Origin of the sequence: Legionella sp. PC1000 (genome assembly GCF_014109805.1) — a bacterium.
GTDB classification, from domain to species: Bacteria; Pseudomonadota; Gammaproteobacteria; order Legionellales; family Legionellaceae; genus Legionella; species Legionella resiliens.
Genome location: NZ_CP059400.1, coordinates 3542059 through 3557927, shown reverse-complemented (window position 1 = coordinate 3557927; position 15869 = coordinate 3542059). Strand labels below are relative to the sequence as shown.

Here is a 15869-nt window from a genome sequence, read left to right as displayed (position 1 = left end):
ATTCAGGCTTTAAAATAGATATTCATTAAAAAGGACCTTGAAAATGAAAAAATCAGATCATGATACTCAATATCTCAAAGATGGCAGCATCAAAACACGATTGACAGGTTATAATCTGCTGAATAATTCCAGATTGAACAAGGGCACTGCGTTTACCGATAGTGAAAGGGACTCTTTCTCCCTCCATGGCTTGTTACCGCCCCAGGTGAGTACTTTGCAAGAGCAGCAAAAACGCCGCCACGATGGCTTGACCGAATTGCCGACCACTTTAGAAAAGTACAGTTTCTTACGCGATCTCCAAGATAATAATGAAACCCTTTTTTACTCGTTGATCATTAATAACATCGAGGAAATGTTGCCCATTGTTTATACTCCTGTGGTTGGGGAGGGATGTCAAAAATTCAGTGAAGTATTCCGCAAGCCTCGGGGGCTGTTTCTTAGTTATCCCAACAAGAATTTGATTGATCAAATCTTTTCTCATCCACGTTATGACTTAATTAAGTGTATCGTCGTGAGTGATGGCGAGCGCATTCTTGGTCTCGGTGATCAAGGAGCCGGTGGAATGGGAATCCCAATAGGTAAAATGGCACTTTATACTGCTTTGGCGGGTATTCCACCACAATATTGTTTGCCTATTCTTCTGGACGTGGGAACCGACAATGAAGAGCGATTAGCCGATCCTCTTTATATTGGTTGGCGACACAATCGTATTCGTGGTGCAGAGTATGACGAATTTGTCGATACGTTTGTATCTGCGGTTAAACGCCGTTGGCCAAACGTTCTTCTCCAATGGGAAGATTTTGCAGGTGTTAATGCGGCGCGGTTGTTGGAGCGCTATAGGGATAAGCTGTGCACTTTTAATGATGACATCCAGGGAACTGCTGCTATGGCAACAGGGACTCTGCTTTCTGCCATTAATGTGACTGGAATTCCGCTAAAGGACCAGAAAATTGTTTTCCTAGGTTTCGGTGGCACGGGTTATGGAATTGCCCAATTGATGCGTGGTGCGCTTAGAGACGCCGGATTAAGCGATCAGGAAGCAGGCGATCGTATCTATGCTGTAGACAGGTATGGACTTCTTGTAGAAGGTGGTAAGGGATTGACTGCTGCTCAGGCAGCCTTTGCCCGTAAACGTTCGGAGGTGGCAGGTTGGCAGGTTACCAATTCTGAGGAAATCGGATTACTTGATGTGGTTCGTAATGTCAAACCTACAGCACTGATTGGTGTTTCAACACAACAAGGGGCATTTACCGAAGAGGTAGTACGCACTATGGCGAAATACACGGATCGTCCGGTTATTTTTCCACTTTCCAATCCAACTTCTCATAGTGAAGCAATACCTAAAGATCTTCTCAATTGGACGGAAGGTCGGGCTTTAATCGGAACAGGAAGTCCTTTTGATCCCGTAAAATTCAATGGAAAAGAGTATTATATTGATCAGACAAATAATTCATATATTTTTCCAGGCTTAGCTTTAGGTATTATCTCTTCTAAAGCAAAAAGAGTTTCTGATGGAATGATTAAGGCTGCTGCACTTGCTCTTGCAGCATGCTCTCCTGCTCGGGAAAATAAATCAGCGAACCTTCTGCCACCACTTGCACACCTTCGCTCAATTAGTTTTGCTGTTGCAAAAGCCGTAGGAAAACAGGCGATCTCGGAAGGTCTTGCTGGGGTTAATGAATCAGGATTTGAGGAAGAGCTTGCTAACAATGTATGGGAGCCCATTTACAAGCCTTACCTACTTGCTGATTAAGCTGGACTTGGAGGACTTGCAAAGTTTGGGTCACTTGACCTGAGGTAACGTCAGTTTTTTGATGAGAAACCTCCACTAATTTTTTCGTCTACGTACCGCGCTTAATTTTTTTCGCCTACATACCGTACTTATTTCTTCGCCTACCTACCGCGCTTTATGCGCGGTATCCAGGGGATCTTGCTCTAGAAATGCTCAGCGGCATCTTAAAATATTGTTCTGGATACCGCGCATAAAGCGCGGTACGTAGAGAAATTTAAGCAGAGAAATTTAAGCGTTAAGTAGAGAAATTTAAGCAGTACGTAGAGAAATTTAAATGAAAAACTGACGATCTTTCAGGTCACTTGACCTCAAGTAGTGTCACTTTCATTATCTTTTATTTCTACCCCTCCCCCTCGACTTGTTTGCGGGATTGGCAGGGAGGTAGTAAGTAAAGTATTTCTTGAATAAGGGTTCAATACTTAAGGTTCTCATCAAAAAAAAGACAATACCCCTAGGGCACTTTCACCGTGTATCCTTTAGTTGTGGTTATAGACCTTAAAATAAAAATTATATAAAAATCATTGCGTTATCTTATAATTGAATATAGTTAGCAAGAATAAGATACTGTGGTATGATTCTCAAAAGTGAAAGAAACAGTTTTTGTTTAACAGCAACTGTAGCGAATAGAGGACATGATGATAAACTCCAAGATATCATTGGATTTAAAAAAGAAATGCTCCGAAGATCTTTTTTCGAATAACCTCTCCTATGAAATCTCTCATGATTACTTAATGGAATTGTTAGATGTTGGCAAATTAAATGTTTGGCAGTGGGATCTGGGTACAAACGAAATCATTGATTTTGGTTACTCAGAATCTTTGTCTGTTTTAGATGAAACCAGTGAAGTAGGACATATAGATCATTTTATAATACGACTTCATCCAGATGATCGAGAGGAAATTGCCAATACATTAGTCAATTCTTTAACTCATTTTGAGGATCATTATTCCGATTTTCGTGTTCTATCTAACAAAGGTCATTATGAATGGGTATCAGCTCGGGGGCGTTACATCCGTGATGAAGAGAATAATCCAATTAAAATGATTGGTACCTGGCATTTTATTACGGAACAAAAACATAATCAGGAATTGATTAAATTACAACAAACGACGCTCGAACGTATATCGAGGTGTTATTTTTCAGGAGAAGCCGCATCTTCATTATCTCATGAAATTTCTCAGCCATTATTGGCATTGAATTCTTACTTACTAGGCAGTATTTTGCGTTTACAGCAAGAGGATAAAGGAACAAATGAATTTATAAGCGTGCTCCAGAAAGCATTAGAACAAGTTGAATTGATAAGTACCATTATTAAGCGAATGAAGCGTTTTGTAACTCATGGAGAATTACATTTTGAGCGTGTTAATTTAACTTCGTTGGCAAAGCAGTCAGTCATCCTGTCTAAATTTTATTCCAATTTTTCTGGAACAGTTCAATATGAGTTTGATGAGGATTTAACTGAAGTTTATTTGGATCGAAATCAAATGCGACAAGTTTTTTTAAATCTTATTAATAATGCCTTTGAAGCGATGTTCGATGCAAAAACTGTGAATCCTAGCTTGCTTATCAAGATAAAAAACTATGACACGGATGTATTGGTTACTATTGTTGATAATGGGCCTGGGGTGTCGCAAAATGTACTCGATAACCTATTTATTTCATGTTACAGCACCAAAGAATACGGCTTGGGTCTTGGGTTAAATATTTGTAAAAAAATTATTGAGGCACATGGCGGAAACATCAAAATAGAAAGAAATACCTCTGGTGAGGGCACTGTAAGTTCTTTTAGATTACCTAATCAATTTTTGGAGTCTCACAATGAATAAGACAATTTATATTGTTGACGATGATGAGAACGTATTGCGTGCTTTGAAATGGCTTTTTGACTCGATGAGTTTTGAAGTGAAAACCTACGCGAATGCAACCGATTTTCTGGAGCAATATAATCCTTCACATATAGGATGTTTGATTACCGATGTCCGTATGCCAGATATAGATGGTCTTGAACTACTCGAAAAATTAAAAGGTCAAAATAGCTTACTCAAAGTGATTATTATTACGGCCTATGGGGATATACCCATGGCTGTGCGAGCGATAAAAGCTGGAGCCATTGATTTTATTACCAAACCGATAAATGAGAAAGATTTATTAAAACTGATAAAAAAATGCCTTGAACATTATCCAAATCATACTTCTCATGCGGTTAATAAGTATGAACTTTTAACCGAAATTGAACTCAAAGCCCTTGACGCGATTTGGAATAAAAATTAAGTGGATTATTTATTAGATTATCAATACCCCAATAACCTTCTGATGCGATTGGTATAATCTCGTAAAGGGGTTTGCACTATAAAATTCTTCAGTGGCGTTTCAATCTCAAAATAGAGAATATTGGCTAAAAACCCATAACAACAGGCATCTAGTGCATGCACTTTATCTCCAAATAGATAATCTTTATTTCCTAAAATGAAAAGAATTGCTTGTAAATCATCAATGCCTGATTGATATATATCTTCGGTGGGGTATCTACCAATCCCTTGGTAATGATATTTTTCAATATTATATTTTCTGACTTGCTCAAGAGTGGCTTCAGATAACTCGGAAAATTGTTTTAAAAATTCAGCTTTGAATAAAGGCCAGAACTGCTCATCTTGCCAACGCGAATAGGACATAACCCAATACATATGATTATCTAACATTCGTGTAGTTAAAAAATGGATATTCTTTTGTTCTGTAGTTAAGCCATGGTCCAAATCAACATATTTTTGCGAAAGATATTGGATAATAGTGTTACTATCAGTAAGGATTTGTCCCTCATCATTCAGGTAAGGCAACTGTCCTCGTGGTGCATGCTGGGTATTTATAATATGTTCATGCTGGTAATCTATTTGGGTTAGTCTAAGAAAAGTGTCCACTTTCAAGCCAAAGGGGTTATTATCTGGAAGCCCAAAAAGTTCTGGATAAGAATATAATACCACCATAGTCAACTCCCTAATTTTTATAATGTCAATTGCTCGCCTAGCTTTCAAAAGAGTAACTAAATTTAGTTACTTTTAAGGAATTCCAATACAAGTTCCACTCTAGCCCAATAGTTTGAATGCAGCAACTCCAATAGAAAAAAGTAGGTATATCGGAAGAAATGGCATGGATTCCTTCTAATGTGCAAATTAAGGCAAGGAACTATCATTAGAGTCGATTTGAAATACGTTTCCAAATCAATGAGACAAGAAATTCATCATGACTTTGCAATCAATGCGCTCCAAAACAGGAGCAATTTTACTTTTATTTAACAAAATAGGGCATTTATTTACAATTCATCTCTTTAATTTAAGGTTTGTTTAATAAATAATCAGTATCATATGAAATATTCCCTTATTTTTGCTTAACAGCAAATAAGTCCAGTAATTTAGGGGGCGGTGAGATGACGATTGATCTGAGTGTAACAACCAAAGATTTAATTGCACAATTAGGTGCAATAGATCCAAGCTTTGTTCAGACAATCACAAAGCAAGCAACAATTGATAAAAAAACTCTGTTAGCATGGTTGGAATCCACCTCAAAAACTGCAAGCAATCACCAGGCATTTTTTCTAATTACCTCATTGCGGACTTCTTTATTAAAAGATATACATAAATCATTAAATCCTGGACACACAGAAGAGGAAGCTCAAAAAGGAGGCATATCTGCAAAAGCTAAATATGCACTATTAGCTCTTGCGGGAACTGTTTATTTTGGTTGCGAAGGGTTTGATGGTATTACTGCAATGTTGGGTGCTTTTTCTTCAATCCCAACCATTGCTTTATTTGTGGCAGGAACATTATTTTCAGTTCTTTCCATGATTGTATTTTATAGTTTTGATTTGGTAGAAATTTCCAAAAATTTGGGTATTAAATCCACAGATACAAAAAAATTACTGGATGTTTTACTTGATGAAGTGAAACAGATAGAAGCCATTCGCATGCGTCTTGCCAAAACTGCCCAGAAAACGAAGGAAGAGTTTGAAGAGGATCGTCAGCTTGCAGCAGTATTACTGCAAAGATATAAAGACTTAGAACAAATTCGACAGGATCTGATGTCAGCTGCGAATAATCCTTATTTACAAGCGGCTAAATACATCACAGCAGGGGTTGCGGGAATTTTATTTTTTAGTGGTGGTTTTTTTGCCGGCCAAACAGTAGCCTTGGCCATTGCGGCTTTGTTTGTTACTACTATGACGGCAACGGCATGGCCGATTGTTGTGGCAGGGGTTGCCGTTGGCTTGGCAGCACTCAGTGTTTACTGGTTTGTCGAACGTCCAGGGATTGAAAATCTGATCAGCCGTTGGAGAGGATTAGATAAAAAGAAAATGGATAAATTATGTAAACCAGACGTGGTGAAAAAAGAAACAGAGGAACTGGAGGAATTAATTACAAGCATTAATTTTAAGATAGACTTACTGGAACAACACGATGCAGACCAATTGAAAATTAGGACGCTTGAACAAGAAAACTCTGGATTGAAAGTAGAGAATAGTGCGCTCCTGCGGCAAGCACAGACTGCGGAACTCGAAGTTGAACTTTTAAAAGCAGAGTTAGAAAAGCTAAAAGAACAACAACAGACCAAACCAATTGTTGAGAGCTCGAAACAAGAGGAGCACGTTGTGCCAGACAGCATAAAAGTCACTCAGCCACTTCATATATCTAGAGATGATAATGAACCGTCACCGCGCCAACGATACTCTCTTTTTAAATCGGCATCTACAGGACACCTCCTTGATTTAGGAAAAACTTCTACTCTGGAAAATTCGATTTAATGCGATGAAAAGGAAGCAAGCAAGTTGGGTCGTTCGGCCTGAGGGCTCGTCACTTTTTTATAAGAGCCTCCAATAATTTTTTCGCCTACGTACGCGCATAAAGCGCGGTACGTAGAGAAACTTTAACTTTAAATGAAAAACTGATGACGATACCTCAGGCCGAACGACCCAACTTGTTCGCTTTATGCTTTCTTTAGAGTGCATGTGTACTCAATGTATCCTCTATCTGTAAAACGTTCTCTTCCAATGAACGGTTTTTCCCGGAAGTAGACAGGAAGCCATTCTTTGCCAAGGCCTGCATCACGGTGTGATTCGTCGCAGGTTGTTGCCAAACCGGTACAGCAACTGGTTTTTGCCCAAGAACTATAGGTGGCTGGGGTATAGGTCTTCTTTCTGGATTAAGTTCAAATTCTTCTGTTTCCAGGAATTTAAGTTGTTCGGCAGTAAGTGTTTTGAGCTGACTGGTATAAATAAAGGGCAGAGCTCGGAGTTTGAAAACCAAGGAAAATGCTTCGAATTTATTACTTAATTCAGTATATCCATGGTGTAATGGATCATCATATGTTGCTTGTAACTGGGATGGCGACAAGGTGTCAATCTGATTGAGATCAGTACGATAATAAATTTTCTTGTCTTTACCTAATAAGAGCAAGGGCTGCGGTTGGCGGTATTGATAGTCAATATCAGGCATTTGTTCCAGGCCGCCATATTGTGACTGTTCAGGCAATTTGCTTCCATTAAATACTTGATGTAAATCGTGTAATGAGGAAGTCATTCCTGCAAGACATGCTTGTTTGTTAAAATAATTATTTGCAATATCAAAATCACCATCACCACTTGTTGCAATTGGAGGCTCGCTTTTATCGGGTGTTGGGTCATAAACGCGTTTGGTGTAGACGGCTATCCTGTTAAGTTCATCATGCAAGTTATTAACTAAAATGCTGCCCCAAACACCAAAGCGCTGTGGAAGTAAGGCTCGTAAATCACCCATAAATGAAACATGGCCAGCAGCAAAATGATCGGTATAATAGTGAAAACAAAAAAACTCCATTCCCAAAGACAAAGCCTGATAACGATGGGCTAAATCCTCTAGTGTTTCACGATCCAGGCCATTAGGAGTTTGTCTGAGTATCTGGAGTAATGCATTGAAATCGCTGTTTTCTGATTGATAATCTGCATGAGCCAGAAATTGTTTTAACTCATAATAAATACGCGCATAGTTCAATGCTATATGATGGCCAATAGTATAAACACGAACTGACCATGGAGTAAAATGCGCTATATTTCTATTTAAAATGTCACTGTAGTTTTTTACTCTAAGCGCAAACATAAGTTGTTGTACGTAGAAATTTAATGTGCTTGAAAACGGAATGTAATTGGCATTGTTAATTGTATAAATCGTGTCAATATCACTTTGTTTGACTTTGTTATTCGCTAATCGGTGATAAGAGCTAATTAATTTTTGCTCCTCGTCTTCGGTAACTGGCGACTTAATTAAATATTTTCCTAAAGTTTTGCATGCCTCTGTGCTATCAAAAGCCTTTGGATTTTCTTTAAATTCACAAATGCTTGGCAAATTTAATGAAACTTCTTTGCCGCCAAAATAATCACCCGACATGGCGATAATCATACCCGAGGATACTTTTAATCCCATGGGTTCAGGAAGACCAATCTCATTAATTCCTTGTAAATGCAAATGCAAGCTGCCTTTTTCAATATCAATGTATGGATTGTCTTTTAAGACATTCCAGTCTTGAAATCGCAATGCATCACCCAGTTCCGTGTGTTCAGTTGTATCCATAAGCAAGCTCCATTTTTTATTTTTATGTATTGCGCCTTAAAAAAACAATGAACTTTTAAATGCGGGTCTTAAATCAAATTCTCAGAAACTAAAGGTAAAAAATAAATATAGAAGGGCGATGTCAAATTTTCAAATGAGTCAGTTAATCTCCTTAAGGGTAAGTGTATTTTTTGCATCTATAATTAAAATAAATTAAACATGCTGAGTTTATTATGACCGATAAAAAAATGGAGCAACCCTTAGGAGTGCATCGCAATACTTTATTTTCAAATACTACAGATACGAGTACCGCTTCCTCTAAAGATCGGCTAAAAGATTTTGATGCAAAAAAACAGGATGCATGGCTTGAATTCAGCAAGAAAGTGATTCATGAGCTGGGTGAACGAGCGTCCTCTTTTCCAAAAGTACCGCCAGAAGTTCATAAGGACATTCATTGTCCTCCAGATATGTTGCGTTCTCAAGTAGGTTGTACTTATGCTTGGTTGGCTGATAAACGGCGTGAAGTAGCCAAAGCACTGAAACATGGGCCGCTGAGACATCAATTCGGATTAATTAATAAAGCAGGTTTTGTATCTACAGATGATTTTAATTTATCTAAAGATTTACCAACCCAAAAAAATATGATCTATGCGCATCTATCCGATTTAATTCATCAAAACAGGGAGAACGTTGAGGTAAAAGGATACCCGGATAAATCAAGCGAAGGAACAAAATACACAATTACGATTAAAATGACTGATGATGAACGCGAATTGGCGCATAAAAAAAACGCAGCTTCGGAGTCTCCATTTATTGAAGATGATGTGGTCCTTACGATTACTTTTAACGATTATGGTAAGGACGACAGTAGAACCTCCATTGTGATTGATCATCGTTTTACCCCTTTTGCTGAAGATTATCGTGATAAGTCCAGTTATTTTCAGGTGCAATTTGAGTTAATCGACCCTTATTTTCAAGCATGTTTTAATTGGGAACCTGCTCAGGATATAAATGATTTTTTAGTCAATGCAGGAAAACTCGCATACAGCCTTGCACGATTACAACCTGTAGGCCGAGGAAATTCAGCAATTGTCGAATGGATGATAAGAGGACTTGCCGAAGCAAAGAATATTGAATTAGGACCTTTTAATCACAATGAATTGGGATGGGACTTTAAGGCATTCTTGACACCAGATATTAATGAGTACGCTCGTTGGTTTGCTGAAAAAGCATTTACTAAGTGTACATTAACCGAAAGAGAGTCTTTAAAAAACGCATAAGTTAAAGGAGTTGACATAAATAGTAGGGCTTGAATTCACGAGGTATATATCAGCATGAATCAATTTCGTTTACATATTTTATTTTCGATTATTTACAAATTTTCGAAAATAATTGATACTGTCTGCATGATTGAAGTGAAATGCACGGAATATGTCCAAAATTAAAATAAAACAATCAAAAGCAAGTACTGTATTAGAGAAATTACGCCTCGATCTTGTAAGCGGCTATTTTGATCCTGGACAAAAATTACAAATGGAGCAGTTAAAAGAACGCTATGAGGTGGGATACAGCCCTTTGCGTGAAGCTTTATCTCGGCTGGTAAGCCATGGTTTAGTGAACCTTGAAGATTTGTGTGGTTTTTCAGTACCGTCTTTGTCTTTAGAAGAGTTATATGATCTCTACGCAGTCAGAATACAGATTGAAACACGTGCTCTGGAATTATCCATGCAACATGGAGATGAACATTGGGAAGCGGACATTATTGCATGCTGGCATCGTTATGCAAAATATCTTACTCCACAACCCAATAAACTGCTGGATCTCATTGAATGGAATGCGTTTCAAAAAGAATTTACCTTCACACTGATTAAGGCGTGCCAATCTCCGTGGTTACTTAAAATTCAAGACATGTTGTATGACCATTCATCACGTTATCGTTTTTTATGTTTGGGTCGCCATCATAATGATGAAAAAGTATTAACAGAGTTGAGACAAGAAAATGAGGAGTTAGTTACTGCGGTATTGACGAGAAATAAAGAAAAAGTGATGCAGATCTCACAAAAAGGGTGGAATAGCTCGATTAAAATTATGGTGGATAGTTTAAAGGATAAAAAAGCTAGGGAATAAGCGATGACCGAAAATAAAAAAAATTACTTACTCGTTCCTTCGGTACCTACTCCAAATGGTCGATTGCATTTAGGCCATATTGGTGGTCCGTTTTTAAGTGTGGATATACTCGCCCGATATCTAAAACTTTGTGGTCACTCGGTTTGGATAATTTCCGGTACAGACAGTTATGAATCATATACGGCAGGGAAGGCAGAAGAAGAGCATTCAAGTCCTAGAGAAATAGGTCATCATTATCATGCATTAATTGCGCATGAATTAACGTTAATGAATATTAAATACGATCAATTCATTAATCCACTTGATGGGCAATGGAGCATATCCTATCAAGAATGGCATGAGCAGATCTTTCAACAATTATTGAATAATAAGGTTACAGTCTTATTAAAAGAGAACATACCATGGGATGATAAAAATAAGCGTTATCTGACTGGATATTGGCTGCAAGGAAACTGTCCTGTGTGTTATGAGAGAACTGTAAGTTATTTTTGTGAAAATTGTGGTGCACATTTTCGTCCAGAAGAAATGATTCGTAAATGCTATTCAGATCAAAAAACGGTGGAAAATATTTTCTTACAGCTCCCTGACGACATTGAACTGAATTCGCAGGGAATTCATCAAAAAATAAAGACATTGTTTCAAAGCTATCGGGTTTTACAAAATAATCGGTTCAGGCTTACGACACATTGTAATTGGGGTTTAACAGATAATACTGATCCTGATCATTCAAGAACTTTATTTAGTTATGGTTTTGTCTTTGCCTATTTTCTAATGTTTGGGGAAATCGCAGGGAAACTCATGGGCATCAACAAAAATGCATTTGCTGCAGATTCTGATGTGGTGACCATCTCCAGTTTTGGGATCGATAATTCATTACCTTTTTTAAGCAGTGCATTGGGAATTAGTTCTGGATGTCCTCAATACAAGTCATTTGATTATTATCTGGTTAATTATTTTTATTACCTTGATGGGAGTAAATTTTCAACAAGTCGACAGCATATGATCGGAGTAGATGAGGTTATCAATCAAAAAGGGCTATGCAGTGATATTGTTCGGCTTTATCTTGCTTCAATCGATGTGCGCAGTCAAACAGGGAATTTTATCATTGACGTTTTTATCCATTATTACAACAAAACTATAGATTGGTTTGAACACTATATTATCCAAGGGATACAAAACATACCTGAAAAGGTGAGCCAGCCTTGCAATCAACAGCTACAACATCAATTATGCGATTTATTTGCAATTCAAGAAGATGCGTTGCAACCCGATCACTTTTCGCCTCATATTGGGGTTCAATCTCTAAATGATTGGCTCGTTCTGGGGAAAAGCTTAAGTCGCTCCTCGGAGGATTATTTCTGGTGGTTAAAAGGATTTACTTTGGTCATTTATCCTTACATGCCAAAGCTTGGCGAAATAATCTGGAATGCTCTCGGTTATGAACAGTTACCCACGCAAGCGGATTTTTTTGTTAAACCCACGAAGTTCTTACAGAAAAAAATACAATTAACCCTAAAACGAATTACAACGGAATTTGAGAGGCACGAAGAGGAAATGAGTTATGAACAAAACGAATCATGAAGGAGTTTCCGATATACTTGGGGTGGGTGTCGGACCATTTAATTTGAGTATTGCTGCTCTTTTATCGTCTGTCAAAGAGATTTCAAGCATATTTTTCGAACAAAATAAGGAAGTGATTTGGCATCCAGGAATGTTATTTCCCAATGCTGAAATTCAGGTCAGTTATTTAAATGATTTGGTTACGCTTGTTGACCCTACTAATTCTTATTCCTTTATTGCCTATCTTGCAAAACACAAACGCCTGTATCGTTTTATTAATGCACAATTTAAGCATGTGTTACGTACAGAATTTAGCCATTATTTAAATTGGGTGAGCCGTTCGTTACCTAATTTATTGTTTGATGAAAAAGTTGAGGAAATTTCTTTTGATAAATCACATTTTGTCATGCAAACATCGCAGAGAAAAATCAAAGGAAAACATCTTATTTTGGGTAATGGTTTAACTGTAAAAGTTCCTGCTTGTGCTAAACCGTATTTGGGTAGAAATGTGTTACATAATAAGAATTTTTTACTCAATCCGATAAATTGGCAGGGTAAAAGAGTTGCTCTTATTGGTGGAGGTCAAAGCGGAGCTGAAATTGTGCGGCATATTTTATCGAGTGAGCACTTGCCTTTGGAGTTAAATTGGATTTCAAAGAGATCTCAGCTATTACCGATGGATACCTCTCCATTTGTAAGTGAATTTTTCACCCCTAAGTATACTGAATTCTTTTTCCATGTACCTGAGAAAGAAAAAGCCTTTTTATTGCAAGAGCAGCTCTTGGCGAGCGATGGTATTTCTTCCCATTTATTGCGAGCGATTTATCAAAAACTTTACAGCCTTGAGTTTTTGGAAAATAAGAATAAGTTTTTTAAGTTTTTTCCATGTTATGAATTAACAAATATGAATAACGGTTTAGGGAGATATCAGTTAATACTGACTGAGCTTGGTACGATGAGCAAAAGAGTAATCTCAGCTGATATTGTTATTTTGTGTACAGGGTACCAATGGGAGTTCCCATCTTATCTTTCCCCGCTATCTGAAAAAATACCTTTAAATAACGGAGTATTTTGTGTCAATCAGGATTTTTCCATTGTATGGGATGGGCCAAAACAACATCGAATTTATGTCCAAAATGCAGCACGTAATTCTTATGGAATCGCAGAGCCAAATTTAAATGTCATGGCATGGCGGAGTGCAAAAATAATTAATAGCGTGACCCAATCGTCAATTTATGATCTGGATCAGGAGAGCACTGTCTTGGATTGGGAGCGAGAATTATTCTCTGAGGAGCAACAATATGCCTCAATTGCCTGAGTCTGTTGTTTGTGCAAATCCAAGATTAGTTTTTTCTAATCCAGAACCCATTGCTTCAGGAGTTGTAGTAAACCCTGTTGATTTTGCACAAAAGCAAGTACACCCACCCGTTCAAATAACTTATTTTCAGGTGTTACCTCAGAGTGAAACTCCTATGGATGATCATCAAGAACAGGAGATTTGGATTGTATTAAATGGAAGTGGTATTTTGATTTATGAAGAAACTTTTTATTTGCTGAATGCACAAGATATTTTTTATTTTGCATCATTTAAAAAGCATCAAATACGTAACCTCATGTACGAACCACTTCTTATTTGTTCTATTTATTGGTAGGGAATTTTTGGTAACAGCTCATAATGTTGGTGGAAATTTAATGAAGAACTATAAGGTTAGATGGCTACAAGCCGTTGATAAAGAAAACTGGTTAATAATGTGGCAGGAATACATGGAGTTTTATCAAACATCTCTGCCTGCGAAAGTAGTGAAAAATACGTTGAATGCATTACTTTCTGATAATAAAAATATAGGCTGCCTTATTGCTTGTGACTCTCAAAATGGGGCTATTGGCTTTCTAACTTTTATCCTCCATTTAAGTACCTGGAATATCGAGCCAGAATGCTATTTACATGATTTATTCGTGAAGCCGGAACATCGGAAAGCTGGGGTAGCAAAGATGCTTATGGAGGAGTTAAAACAAATCAGCAGGTTACGCCAATGGAGTAAAGTATATTGGATTACCAAACCCGATAATCAGGTGGCTAGAACGCTCTACGATAAAATTGGGAGAGGTGAATCTTGGATTATGTATGTTATGGCAGCTGATGAAGCTCATTCCTCATCTCCATCATGCCCCCATAAATGAAAAAAGGAACTGCAGATTATTTATATTTCTTAACTAAATACACTCTTTACTATCTTGATCTTTTGGGAGATTGACTCATTTTCTGCCTAAGAATTTCCCTGATTTTAAGAAATAAATTAATTCCTTATGCTTTTGATAAAATTTAAAAAATTAAATTTATAGTTGAAATAGCAGAAATAGATACCCAAATTATTGTTTTCTTTGCTATATATTAAAAAATCACCTTGCTACATTTTTCTTGCCAATAAAGACAGTGCATTGATGACTGGACAAATTCTACATCCTGATGGGGGAGAATATATGGCTTAACAGTTAGAGATTTTGAAGAAAGTTCCTAGGATAGCTTGCCAATGAATAACTATGATAAACACTTGTAAATTTACCCTTAAGTTGCAAGTGGATAATTAGATAAAATAAGAAATAAGGAAATTTTACATGCAAGACATTATAAAACCTGCACTTTTTAATGCTCAGTTAATAAGAAGTTTAGGATGTACTACCTATCAAGGTGCTGAAATTGGCGAATGTCTTGCTATTGCAAACCAAATAGAACCTGGTGATAAGGATAGTTGGTATACTCGTTGGGCCGCCTTCGCTGACAGCAATTACAGGATAGCCGAATCCTGTCGTAGTCAAGGGCTTCACATCGATGCAAAATTGGCTTTTTTGCGAGCCTGTACTTATTACCGAACAGCCTTCTTTTTTCTAGAAGATAAACCAACGGATCCGAGGATTGAACAAGCATTGCAATACAGTATACGTGCTTTTCATCAAGCTCTTGAATTTTTTGAAACTCCGGTGGAAAAGTTAGAAATTCCTTTTGAGAATACGACCTTGCCTGGTTATCTTTATCTGCATCATTCTGTTTCAAATCATCCCAAACCCATTCTCATTGACACTGGCGGGGGAGATAGCACTAAGGAAGAATTGTATTTTAGTACTGCAGCCGAGGCCTTAAAACGTGGCTTTCATTGCTTAAATTTTGAAGGCCCTGGCCAAGGCAGTATGCTGCGTTTAAATAAAATACCTTTTATTCCTGATTGGGAGCGGGTAATCGAAAAAGTGGTTGATTTTATCATTGACCGTCCAGAAATCGATACTAATAAAATTTTCTTAATCGGGCGAAGCTTTGGGGGTTATCTTGCCGCTCGCGCCGTAACCAAGGAAAAAAGAATTGCAGGTTGCATTGTGGATCCAGGTATATTTGATGCGAGTGGTAATCTAGAGGCCAAATTTAATTCATTTATGACCAAGTTCCCTGATTTAAAAGAGGTTCCCTTCGAGAAAGCTCTAACACATCTCATGAATACAGATGAAAACTTACAATTTATGTTAGAAAGCCGAAAGTGGCGATTTGGTGCTAAAACGATAGAAGAAATGCTCCATAGAACCCGTGCTTACACGTTGAATGGCTTAGTCGAAAAGATTCAGTGTCCTATGCTGATTTGTGATAATACCTTAGAATACATCACACTGGGTCAGGCAAAAAAACTGTATGATCAGTTACAATGCAAAAAACAATACATTCTTTTTAATGATGAAGAGGGTACTGGCGGTCATTGCGAACCGCTTGCACCGAGATTATTTAGTGCAAAAATTTATGCCTGGCTAAGTTCATTATAAGTTTTTTCATAAGT

General features: G+C 37.5%; 13 protein-coding genes. 11 read left to right on the top strand and 2 right to left on the bottom strand.

Annotation, left to right across the window (positions count from 1 at the left end; all coding sequences use genetic code 11):
* Window positions 1-43: 43 nt before the first annotated feature.
* The 3 genes from FOLKNPGA_RS15675 to FOLKNPGA_RS15665 all read left to right on the top strand — a co-directional run bounded on the left by FOLKNPGA_RS15675 (window position 44) and on the right by FOLKNPGA_RS15665 (window position 4063).
* Window positions 44-1753, top strand: a complete 1710-nt coding sequence (locus FOLKNPGA_RS15675; protein WP_182350760.1) for an NAD-dependent malic enzyme — start codon at window positions 44-46, stop codon at window positions 1751-1753.
* Between the two features lie 770 nt (window positions 1754-2523).
* A complete protein-coding gene (locus FOLKNPGA_RS15670; RefSeq protein WP_232890091.1) occupies window positions 2524-3618 on the top strand; it encodes a sensor histidine kinase in 1095 nt (364 codons plus the stop codon).
* The gene (locus tag FOLKNPGA_RS15665; RefSeq protein ID WP_182350759.1) at window positions 3611-4063 is read left to right on the top strand and encodes a response regulator transcription factor; all 453 of its coding nucleotides are present in this window, start codon (window positions 3611-3613) and stop codon (window positions 4061-4063) included. The genes FOLKNPGA_RS15670 and FOLKNPGA_RS15665 overlap by 8 nt, the downstream gene beginning before the upstream one ends.
* A gap of 20 nt (window positions 4064-4083) precedes the next feature.
* On the opposite strand, the gene FOLKNPGA_RS15660 is transcribed toward FOLKNPGA_RS15665, so the two are convergent.
* Window positions 4084-4773 carry a glutathione S-transferase family protein gene (locus FOLKNPGA_RS15660; protein ID WP_182350758.1) on the bottom strand — a complete coding sequence of 230 codons (690 nt, stop codon included), beginning with the start codon at window positions 4771-4773 and terminating at the stop codon, window positions 4084-4086.
* A gap of 440 nt (window positions 4774-5213) precedes the next feature.
* On the opposite strand from FOLKNPGA_RS15660, the gene FOLKNPGA_RS15655 reads away from it, so the two are divergent.
* Complete coding sequence (locus tag FOLKNPGA_RS15655) at window positions 5214-6584, top strand: hypothetical protein (RefSeq protein ID WP_182350757.1); 1371 nt, start codon at window positions 5214-5216, stop codon at window positions 6582-6584.
* A 193-nt stretch (window positions 6585-6777) separates the two neighbouring features.
* Here FOLKNPGA_RS15655 and FOLKNPGA_RS15650 read toward each other — a convergent pair whose 3' ends face one another.
* Window positions 6778-8385 (bottom strand): hypothetical protein, encoded by a 1608-nt coding sequence (locus FOLKNPGA_RS15650; protein WP_182350756.1) that lies wholly within the window; start codon window positions 8383-8385, stop codon window positions 6778-6780.
* A 212-nt stretch (window positions 8386-8597) separates the two neighbouring features.
* On the opposite strand from FOLKNPGA_RS15650, the gene FOLKNPGA_RS15645 reads away from it, so the two are divergent.
* The 7 genes from FOLKNPGA_RS15645 to FOLKNPGA_RS15615 all read left to right on the top strand — a co-directional run bounded on the left by FOLKNPGA_RS15645 (window position 8598) and on the right by FOLKNPGA_RS15615 (window position 15855).
* On the top strand, window positions 8598-9644 hold the full coding sequence (locus FOLKNPGA_RS15645; RefSeq protein ID WP_182350755.1) for a hypothetical protein: 1047 nt from the start codon (window positions 8598-8600) through the stop codon (window positions 9642-9644).
* 151 nt (window positions 9645-9795) lie between these two features.
* Window positions 9796-10491: a GntR family transcriptional regulator gene (locus FOLKNPGA_RS15640; RefSeq protein WP_182350754.1), complete on the top strand. Its 696-nt coding sequence runs from the start codon at window positions 9796-9798 to the stop codon at window positions 10489-10491.
* 3 nt (window positions 10492-10494) lie between these two features.
* On the top strand, window positions 10495-12072 hold the full coding sequence (locus tag FOLKNPGA_RS15635; protein ID WP_182350753.1) for a methionine--tRNA ligase: 1578 nt from the start codon (window positions 10495-10497) through the stop codon (window positions 12070-12072).
* Window positions 12053-13369, top strand: coding sequence for a lysine N(6)-hydroxylase/L-ornithine N(5)-oxygenase family protein (locus FOLKNPGA_RS15630; protein ID WP_182350752.1), 1317 nt, complete (start codon window positions 12053-12055; stop codon window positions 13367-13369). Before FOLKNPGA_RS15635 ends, FOLKNPGA_RS15630 begins: the two co-directional genes overlap by 20 nt.
* Window positions 13353-13703 carry a cupin domain-containing protein gene (locus FOLKNPGA_RS15625; RefSeq protein ID WP_182350751.1) on the top strand — a complete coding sequence of 117 codons (351 nt, stop codon included), beginning with the start codon at window positions 13353-13355 and terminating at the stop codon, window positions 13701-13703. Before FOLKNPGA_RS15630 ends, FOLKNPGA_RS15625 begins: the two co-directional genes overlap by 17 nt.
* Window positions 13704-13743: 40 nt before the next feature.
* The gene (locus FOLKNPGA_RS15620) at window positions 13744-14232 is read left to right on the top strand and encodes an N-acetyltransferase (protein WP_182350750.1); all 489 of its coding nucleotides are present in this window, start codon (window positions 13744-13746) and stop codon (window positions 14230-14232) included.
* 435 nt (window positions 14233-14667) lie between these two features.
* Window positions 14668-15855 carry a S9 family peptidase gene (locus FOLKNPGA_RS15615; RefSeq protein WP_182350749.1) on the top strand — a complete coding sequence of 396 codons (1188 nt, stop codon included), beginning with the start codon at window positions 14668-14670 and terminating at the stop codon, window positions 15853-15855.
* Window positions 15856-15869: the final 14 nt, after the last annotated feature.

Bases quoted from the DNA above. Each gene is read 5' to 3' on its own strand.
- FOLKNPGA_RS15675 (WP_182350760.1), top strand. From the start codon at position 44: ATGAAAAAATCAGATCATGATACTCAATATCTCAAAGATGGCAGCATC.
- FOLKNPGA_RS15670 (WP_232890091.1), top strand. From the start codon at position 2,524: ATGGAATTGTTAGATGTTGGCAAATTAAATGTTTGGCAGTGGGATCTG.
- FOLKNPGA_RS15665 (WP_182350759.1), top strand. From the start codon at position 3,611: ATGAATAAGACAATTTATATTGTTGACGATGATGAGAACGTATTGCGT.
- FOLKNPGA_RS15660 (WP_182350758.1), bottom strand. From the start codon at position 4,773: ATGGTGGTATTATATTCTTATCCAGAACTTTTTGGGCTTCCAGATAAT.
- FOLKNPGA_RS15655 (WP_182350757.1), top strand. From the start codon at position 5,214: ATGACGATTGATCTGAGTGTAACAACCAAAGATTTAATTGCACAATTA.
- FOLKNPGA_RS15650 (WP_182350756.1), bottom strand. From the start codon at position 8,385: ATGGATACAACTGAACACACGGAACTGGGTGATGCATTGCGATTTCAA.
- FOLKNPGA_RS15645 (WP_182350755.1), top strand. From the start codon at position 8,598: ATGACCGATAAAAAAATGGAGCAACCCTTAGGAGTGCATCGCAATACT.
- FOLKNPGA_RS15640 (WP_182350754.1), top strand. From the start codon at position 9,796: ATGTCCAAAATTAAAATAAAACAATCAAAAGCAAGTACTGTATTAGAG.
- FOLKNPGA_RS15635 (WP_182350753.1), top strand. From the start codon at position 10,495: ATGACCGAAAATAAAAAAAATTACTTACTCGTTCCTTCGGTACCTACT.
- FOLKNPGA_RS15630 (WP_182350752.1), top strand. From the start codon at position 12,053: ATGAACAAAACGAATCATGAAGGAGTTTCCGATATACTTGGGGTGGGT.
- FOLKNPGA_RS15625 (WP_182350751.1), top strand. From the start codon at position 13,353: ATGCCTCAATTGCCTGAGTCTGTTGTTTGTGCAAATCCAAGATTAGTT.
- FOLKNPGA_RS15620 (WP_182350750.1), top strand. From the start codon at position 13,744: ATGAAGAACTATAAGGTTAGATGGCTACAAGCCGTTGATAAAGAAAAC.
- FOLKNPGA_RS15615 (WP_182350749.1), top strand. From the start codon at position 14,668: ATGCAAGACATTATAAAACCTGCACTTTTTAATGCTCAGTTAATAAGA.